Here is an 8,058-nt window from a genome sequence, read left to right as displayed (position 1 = left end):
GGTCAGCCCATGTGCGGGTACCGGTAGTCGGTCGGCGGCACCAGGGTCTCCTTGATGGCGCGGGTCAGCGTCCACCGCATGAGGTTCTGCTTGGCGCCCGCCTTGTCGTTGGTGCCCGAGGCCCGTCCGCCGCCGAACGGCTGCTGCCCGACCACCGCGCCGGTGGGCTTGTCGTTGATGTAGAAGTTGCCCGCCGCGTAGCGCAGCTCCTCGCAGGCCAGCGCGGCGGCGGCCCGGTCGCGGGAGATCACGCAGCCGGTGAGGCCGTAGGGCGCGATCGACTCCATCTGTTCGATCGCGGCCCGGAAGCCGGGACCACCGCCCGGTCCGTCGGCGGAGTCGTCGTAGACGTGAATCGCCAGCAGGGGGCCGAAGTACTCGTCGCGGAAGAACTCGCTCCCGGGGTCGGTGCAGACCACCACGGTGGGCCGGATGAACCAGCCGACCGAGTCGTCGTACCCACCACCGGCGATGATCTCGCAGTTCGGATCGGCCTTGGCCCGCTCGATGGCGGCGGTGACCTTCGCGAAGGACCGCTCGTCGATGACCGCCGACATGAAGTTCGACAGGTCGGTGACCGGCCCCATGGACAGACCCTCGACCTCGGCGACGAACTCCTCGCGCAGACCGCCCTCCCACAGCGAGGCGGGCAGGTAGGCGCGGGAGAGCGCGGAGCACTTCTGACCCTGGTACTCGAAGGCGCCGCGGGTCATCGCGGTGCGCAGCACCGCGGGGTCGGCGGAGCGGTGGGCGATCATGAAGTCCTTGCCGCCGGTCTCCCCCACCAGGCGCGGGTAGCCGCGGTAGTTCTCCAGGTTCTCGGCGACCGACCTCCACAGCATGCGGAAGGTCGCGGTGGAGCCGGTGAAGTGGATGCCGGCCAGCTCCGGGTGCGGCAGGGCGACCCGCGAGACCTCCGCCCCGTCACCGGTCAGGAGGTTGATGACACCCGGCGGCATGCCGGCCTCCTCCAGCAGCTCCATCAGGTGCACCGCCGCGAGGGTCTGGGTGGGCGACGGCTTCCAGATCACCACGTTGCCCATCAGGGCCGGGGCGGTGGGGAGGTTCCCCGCGATGGCGGAGAAGTTGAAGGGCGTGATGGCGTAGACGAAGCCCTCCAGCGGGCGGTGGTCCAACCGGTTCCACACGCCGGGCGAGTTGGTCTCCGGCTGCTCGGCGAGGATCTGCCGGGCGTAGTGGACGTTGAACCGCCAGAAGTCCACCAGCTCGCAGGGGGTGTCGATCTCCGCCTGCTGGGCGGTCTTGGACTGGCCCAGCATGGTGGCCGCGGCGATCCGCTCGCGCCAGGGACCCGCCAGCAGTTCGGCGGCGCGCAGGATGATCGCGGCGCGGTCGTCGAAGGACATCGCCCGCCAGGCGGGGGCGGCGGCCAGCGCGGCGTCGATCGCCTGCCGGGCGTCATCGGCGGTCGCGTGCGCGGCGGTGCCCAGAACCGACTTGTGGTCGTGCGGCTGCACCACCTCGAAACGCTCGCCACCGGCCATGCGGCGCTCGCCGTTGATGGTCACGGGCAGCTCGGGGGACTCGCCCGCGAGCCGCCGCAGCCACTCCTCCAGGCGTGCCCGCTCGGGGCTGCCCGGTGCGTAGTCGTGCACCGGCTCGTTGACCGGCGCGGGTACCCGGGTGACGGCGTCCATGGCCTGGCTCCTTCTTCGGCGCTGGTTTCTTCGGATGTCCGGGACCTCCGGATCACGGCGATCGCGGGTCCACGGGGTGCCCGGGCCGGCCGGTGGACCGGCCCGGACGGGGCTGGGGGCGGATGCGGCCCCGGGCGGGGACGGGTCAGCCGCGCGAGACGACCGAGCGCAGGAAGAAGGCCACGTTGGCCGGGCGCTCGGCGAGCCGCCGCATGAAGTACCCGTACCAGTCGGTGCCGTAGGGCACGTAGACCCGCACGCGGTGCCCGGCCTCCGCCAGCCGCACCTGCTCGGCCTCGCGGATGCCGTAGAGCATCTGGAATTCGTAGGACCGCGGCGAACGCCCCACGCGCCGGGCCAGCTCCTGCGCGATGGCGATCATCCGCGGGTCGTGGGAGCCGATCATGGGGTATCCGTCACCCGCCATCAGCAGCCGCAGGCATCGCACGTAGGCGCGGTCCACCAGGTGCTTGTCCTGGTACGCCACCTCGGCGGGCTCCCGGTAGGCCCCCTTGACCAGCCTCACCCGGGATCCTTCCCCGGCCAGGGCCCGGCAGTCGTCCTCGGTGCGCAGCAGGCAGCTCTGGAGCACCGCCCCGGTCGCCGGGAAGCGGCGGCGCAGCTCCGCGAGGATCGCCAGGGTGGAGTCCACGGTGGTGTGGTCCTCCATGTCCAGGGTGACCGTGGTGCCGGCCGCGTCGGCGGCCTCCACCACCGGCAGCACGTTGGCCAGGGCCAGGTCGTGGCCGCCGGGCAGCGCCTGGCCGAAGGCGGAGAGCTTGACCGACATCTCGGCCCGCTCGCCCAGCCCCTCCTTCGCCAGCGCCTCGGTCAGCTCCAGGTAGGCGTCCCGGGCCCGCAGCGCCTCGGCGGGGTCGGTGACGTCCTCGCCGAGGTGGTCCAGGGTGACCTCCAGGTCCCGCCCGGTCAACGAGCGGACCGCCGCCACCGCCTGGTCCAGGCGCTCGCCGGCGATGAAGCGGTCGACCACCGGCCGGGTCACGGGGGTGGTCGAGACGAGGCGACGGATGGTGTCGCTGCGCGAGGCGACGTGCAGCACGGGTCCCAGCAACGGGCACCTCCACGGAACGAGCGGTGGGTGACGCCTCGGCCCCGTCCGGTGGGCACGGGGGCGCCCGGACGGAACCGGTTCCCCCGGACTGTAGGGAGTCGCGCGGGGCGCGGCCCACGGACAGCTGTCACGAGCCGACGGGGGTTTCCCATACATCTGTACGACAATGAGGAGGCGGCCGGGCGGTGACACGCCCGCGACGCGGGGCGGAACGCCCCGGGCACGAACGGAAACGGCGGCACGGCACGTGAGCGATCCCCTGCGGGACGAGGACCACCAGGCGTTGGTGGACGAGATCTCCCGCCTCCTGCGCACCCCGGCGACCCTGGAGGCGCGGGACTTCTCGCTGATCGCCTTCGCCTCCCACTCCGGGGTGGACGAGACCGTGGTGGACCCGGTGCGCACCCGCACCATCCTCAGCCGCAGCTCCCCCGCCGGGGTGCGGCGCTGGTTCGAGGGGTTCGGCATCACCCGGGCCACCGGGCCGGTGCGCATCCCCGCGGAGCCCGCGGCGGGGGTGACCACCGGGCGGATCTGCCTGCCGGCCCGTCACCGGGGCGTGGTCCACGGGTACGTGTGGCTGCTGGACGACGGCAGCCTGTCCCCGGAGGACCCGCGGATGCCGGAGGCGATGGCGATCGCCGGACGGATCGGCGCCTCCCTGGGGGCCAGGGCCCGGCCGGGCGCCCGGCCGTCGGAGGCGCTGCGGCGGTTGCTGACCGCCCCGCCCGCCGCCCGTCCCGGCGCGGTGGGGGCGGTCTCGCAGGCCCTGGGAGCGGCCGCCGACGGGCCGGTGGCGCTGGTCGCGGTGCGCCCCTGGCCGGTGGACGCGGAGGCGCCGCCGCCCGCGCCACCGGTGCTCGCGGCGACGGTGCTGCCCGGCACGGCGCACGCCGGTCGGCTGCCCGGCGACGCCGACGCGGGCACACGGCCGGCGCTCGCCCTCCTGGTGCGGCTGCGCGACCACCGGGCGGAGCCGTCGGCGGCCCGGGAGGCCGCGGAGGCGGCCATGGCGCGGCTGCCCGGGCCGGCCCGGGGGACGGCCCGGGCGGGGATCGCGATCTGTCGCGGCGCGCCGGGCGGCGATCCGTCCCCGGCGCGGGCGCCGGAGGTGGACACGCACGGGGCGGAGGCGGAACCCGGTGGCCCGGCCGGGTGGCCCGTCGGGTGGCGGCGGGCGCTGGCCGCCGCCGGGGTGGCGGCCGTCGAGCCCCGCGCGGGCCGGATCGCCGAGTGGTCCGCGCTGGGGGCGCACCGCCTGCTCACCTCGCTGCCGGCCGCCCCGCCGGACCCGGCGGTCCGAGTGCTCCTGCGCCCCGCCCACCGGGAGCTGGCCCGGACCGCGGAGGTGTGGCTGGACCTCGCGGGGCGTGCCGGGGAGACCGCCCGGGAGCTGGGCATCCACCGCCAGACCCTGTACTACCGCCTGGCGCGGGTGGAGGACCTGACCGGACTGCGGATGGCCGACGGCCGGGACCGGCTGTTGCTGCACATGGCGCTGAAGGCCGCCCGCCTGCACGGGATCGACTGACGCCCGCGTCCGGGGTCGCGCCGGGCGCGGTGGCGGTGCCCGCCGGGCCGTACCCGCCGGAGGAGGCCCCGAAGGCGTACGAGGATCTGCACCCCGGAAGGATCGACGGCCGGGCGGTCATCGTGCCGGGGTGGGGACCGGACCGGTCCGGGGAACGCGCGGGCCCCGCCGGCCCGGTGAGGGGCGGCGGGGCCGATGCGATGCCGGTTTCACCCGATCGGGCGAAGGGCTTCGGGGGTCAGTCGGTACCGAGGTTGACGCCGCGGGCGGAGCGGGCGCCGATCTCCCCGGCGATCTCGGTGAGCACGGCCGGCGGGATGGAGTCGTCCAGGGTCAGCGCGATCAGGGCGTCGCCGCCCTCCTCGGCGCGGGAGACCTGCATGCCCGCGATGTTGATCTCGGCGGTGCCCAGGATGCGGCCCAGGGTGCCGACCACACCGGGCCGGTCGGTGTAGCGGAAGAAGGCCATGTGGTCGGTGAGCGCCAGGTCCAGGGTGTGCTCGCCGACACCGACGATCTTCTGCTGGTGCTTGGGGCCGGCGAGGGTGCCGGAGATCGCCACCTCCTCGCCGCCGGTGAGGGTGCCGCGCACGGTGATGACGTTGCGGTGGTCCGGGGACTCGGAGCTGGTGGTCAGCCGGACCTCCACGCCGCGCTCCTGCGCGAACAGCGGCGCGTTGACGTAGGAGACGGTCTCGGCGACGACGTCCTCGAAGACGCCCTTGAGCGCGGAGAGCTCCAGGATCTTCACGTCGTGCTGGGTGATCTCGCCGCACACCTCGACGTCGAGGCGCTGGGCGACCTCCCCGGCGAGGGCGGTGAAGATCCGGCCGAGCTTCTCGGCCAGCGGCAGGCCGGGGCGGACGTCCTCGGCGATGACACCGCCCTGGACGTTGACCGCGTCGGGGACCAGCTCGCCCGCGAGGGCCAGGCGCACGGAGCGGGCCACCGAGACGCCCGCCTTCTCCTGCGCCTCGCCGGTGGAGGCGCCCAGGTGCGGGGTGGCGATCACGTTGTCGAACTCGAAGAGCGGGGAGTCGGTGCACGGCTCGACGGCGAACACGTCGAGACCGGCGCCGGCGACCCGGCCCTCCTTGAGGGCGCTGTGCAGGGCGGCCTCGTCGACGATGCCGCCGCGCGCGGCGTTGATGATCCGGACCTCCGGCTTGACCTTGTGCAGCGCCTCGTCGCCGATCAGCCCGAGGGTCTCGGGGGTCTTCGGCAGGTGCACGGTGATGAAGTCGGAGACGGTGAGCAGCTCGTCCAGGGAGAGCAGCTTGACGCCCATCTGGGCGGCCCGGGCGGGCTGCACGTAGGGGTCGTAGGCGACGACCTTCATGCCGAAGGCGGACATCCGCTGGGCGACCAGCACCCCGATGCGGCCCAGACCGACCACGCCGAGGGTCTTCTCCGACAGTTCCACGCCGGTGTACTTGCTCCGCTTCCACTCGCCGTTCTTCAGCGCGGCGGTGGCCTGCGGGATGTTGCGGGCGGTGGCCAGGATCAGACCACAGGCCAGCTCGGCGGCGGTGACGATGTTGGAGGTGGGGGCGTTGACCACCATGACGCCGGCCTTGGTGGCGGCGGAGACGTCCACGTTGTCCAGGCCGACGCCGGCCCGGGCGACCACGCGCAGCCGGTTGGCGGCGGCGATGGCCTCGGCGTCCACCCGGGTGGCGCTGCGGATCAGGATCGCGTCGACCTCGCGGATGGCGTCCAGCAGCTCGGCCCGATCGGCGCCGTTGCACCGGCGGATCTCGAAGTCCGGCCCCAGGGCGTCCACCGTGGCGGGGGAGAGCTCCTCGGCGATGAGTACGACAGGCTTGCTCACTTGGTCAGTCCTCGCTTGTCCTCTGCGGGGGGCCGCGTCCCGACGGCCGAAGGAAGTGGAGGTGGGCAGCCGCGTGGAGACGCACGACGCTGTGAGCCTGTGACGCGCTTCGCAGTGCAGTGTATCGGCGGGGCGGTGGTCCCGGTCACCCACAAACGGGACCACCGCCCGGTGAAATCCACCCGGTCCTCACCGGGAATTCACCCGAAGGAATGACGGAGCGTCAACGCTCGTCGTCCACCCAGCTCATCAGCTTCCGGAGCTCCTTGCCGGTGCTCTCCAGCAGGTGGTCCCCGTCGGCCTTCTTGTACTCGTTGTACTTCGGCAGACCGGCCTCGTACTCCGCCATCCAGGTGCGGGCGAAGGAGCCGTCCCGGATCTCGTCGAGCACCTTGCGCATCTCCGCCTTGGTGGCATCGGTGATGATGCGGGGGCCGGTGACGTAGTCGCCCCACTCGGCGGTCTCCGAGATGGACCAGCGCATCTTCTCCAGCCCGCCCTCGTACATGAGGTCCACGATGAGCTTCAGCTCGTGCAGGCACTCGAAGTAGGCGATCTCCGGCTGGTAGCCGGCCTCCACCAGGGTCTCGAAGCCGGCCTTGACGAGCGCGGCGGTGCCGCCGCACAGCACGGCCTGCTCACCGAAGAGGTCGGTCTCGGTCTCCTCGGTGAAGGTGGTCTTGATGACGCCGGCCCGGGTGCCGCCGATGCCCTTGGCGTAGGACAGGGCGAGGGCGAAACCGTTGCCGGTCGCGTCCTGCTCCACCGCGACGATGCAGGGCACTCCGCGCCCCTCCTCGTACTGGCGGCGCACCAGGTGGCCGGGGCCCTTGGGCGCGACCATGCAGACGTCGACCCCGGCCGGGGGCTTGATGAAGCCGAACCGGATGTTGAAGCCGTGGCCGAAGAACAGGGCGTCCCCGTCCTTCAGGTTGTCCTTCACGGACTCCTCGTAGACCTTGGCCTGCACCGGGTCCGGGACCAGGATCATGATGACATCCGCCTCGGCGGCGGCCTCGGCCGGCGTGGTGACGCGCAGGCCCTGCTCCTCGGCCTTCACCCGCGAACGGGAGCCCTCCGGCAGGCCGACCCGGACGTCGACGCCCGAGTCCCGCAGCGAGAGCGCGTGCGCGTGTCCCTGGCTGCCGTAGCCCAGGACCGCGACCTTGCGGCCCTGGATGATGGACAGGTCGGCGTCGTCGTCGTAGAACAGTTCGGCCACTTCGGTTCTTCTCCTTGGTTCTCGCCCGGGCGGGATCCGCCGCGTGCGGACCACCGTAGGACGTGCGGGTGGTGGTGGGGGCTCCGGTCTCGCCATGCGGTCCGACCGGCTGTTCGGAACCCCGGGCGACCCCGGGCGCGGCGTGCCCGGGGTCCCGGGCGCCTCAGGCGCTGCGCTCCAGGGCGCGCAGCGAACGGTCGGTGATGGAGCGGGCGCCGCGGCCGATGGCGATCGTGCCGGACTGGACCAGCTCCTTGATCCCGAAGGGCTCCAGCATCCGCAGCATGGCCTCCAGCTTCTCGCTGCTGCCGGTGGCCTCCACGGTCACCGCCTCCGGGGAGACGTCCACGGTCTTGGCCCGGAACAGCTGGACGATCTCGATGATCCGCGAACGGCTGTCGTTGTCCGCCCGGACCTTCACCAGGACCAGTTCGCGACGGACGGCCGAGGCCGGGTCCAGCTCGACGATCTTCAGCACGTTGACGAGCTTGTTGAGCTGCTTGGTCACCTGCTCCAGCGGCAGGTCCTCGACACCGACCACGATGGTGATCCGGGAGATCTCCGGGTGCTCGGTGGTGCCGACGGCGAGGGAGTCGATGTTGAAACCGCGGCGGGAGAACAACGAGGTGATCCGGGCCAGGACACCCGGCTTGTTCTCCACCAGGACGGAGAGCGTGTGCTTGGACATGGCTGCTTCCTGAACTTCCGAACCCCGGGCGGGGTCGCGACGGGTGGGCGCGGGCG

General features: G+C 72.9%; 6 protein-coding genes. 1 reads left to right on the top strand and 5 read right to left on the bottom strand.

All coding sequences use genetic code 11. The features are described from left to right. Positions 1 to 2: 2 nt before the first annotated feature. Together pruA and FOE67_RS10195 are read right to left on the bottom strand one after the other, a co-directional pair. Positions 3 to 1,658 carry an L-glutamate gamma-semialdehyde dehydrogenase gene (gene pruA, locus FOE67_RS10200; RefSeq protein ID WP_182662767.1) on the bottom strand — a complete coding sequence of 552 codons (1,656 nt, stop codon included), beginning with the start codon at positions 1,656 to 1,658 and terminating at the stop codon, positions 3 to 5. Positions 1,659 to 1,803: 145 nt separating this feature from the next. Beyond that, positions 1,804 to 2,730: a proline dehydrogenase family protein gene (locus FOE67_RS10195; RefSeq protein WP_182662765.1), complete on the bottom strand. Its 927-nt coding sequence runs from the start codon at positions 2,728 to 2,730 to the stop codon at positions 1,804 to 1,806. Between the two features lie 247 nt (positions 2,731 to 2,977). On the opposite strand from FOE67_RS10195, the gene FOE67_RS10190 reads away from it, so the two are divergent. Next, positions 2,978 to 4,261, top strand: a complete 1,284-nt coding sequence (locus FOE67_RS10190; RefSeq protein WP_323384637.1) for a helix-turn-helix domain-containing protein — start codon at positions 2,978 to 2,980, stop codon at positions 4,259 to 4,261. A gap of 238 nt (positions 4,262 to 4,499) precedes the next feature. On the opposite strand, the gene serA is transcribed toward FOE67_RS10190, so the two are convergent. The 3 genes from serA to ilvN form a co-directional block, all read right to left on the bottom strand. Further along, positions 4,500 to 6,092: a phosphoglycerate dehydrogenase gene (gene serA / locus FOE67_RS10185; RefSeq protein WP_182662760.1), complete on the bottom strand. Its 1,593-nt coding sequence runs from the start codon at positions 6,090 to 6,092 to the stop codon at positions 4,500 to 4,502. Positions 6,093 to 6,315: 223 nt separating this feature from the next. Continuing rightward, positions 6,316 to 7,314 carry a ketol-acid reductoisomerase gene (ilvC, locus tag FOE67_RS10180; RefSeq protein ID WP_182662758.1) on the bottom strand — a complete coding sequence of 333 codons (999 nt, stop codon included), beginning with the start codon at positions 7,312 to 7,314 and terminating at the stop codon, positions 6,316 to 6,318. Positions 7,315 to 7,477: 163 nt separating this feature from the next. Continuing rightward, positions 7,478 to 8,002, bottom strand: a complete 525-nt coding sequence (gene ilvN, locus FOE67_RS10175; RefSeq protein WP_182662756.1) for an acetolactate synthase small subunit — start codon at positions 8,000 to 8,002, stop codon at positions 7,478 to 7,480. Positions 8,003 to 8,058: the final 56 nt, after the last annotated feature.

Origin of the sequence: Streptomyces calidiresistens (assembly GCF_014141525.1) — a bacterium.
Lineage (GTDB): Bacteria > Actinomycetota > Actinomycetes > Streptomycetales > Streptomycetaceae > Streptomyces > Streptomyces calidiresistens.
This window is presented reverse-complemented; position numbering and strand designations above follow the sequence as displayed.

What these genes read in the sequence shown, in the direction of transcription:
- pruA (WP_182662767.1), bottom strand. Translation starts at nt 1,658, where the DNA reads ATGGACGCCGTCACCCGGGTACCCGCGCCGGTCAACGAGCCGGTGCAC.
- ilvN (WP_182662756.1), bottom strand. Translation starts at nt 8,002, where the DNA reads ATGTCCAAGCACACGCTCTCCGTCCTGGTGGAGAACAAGCCGGGTGTC.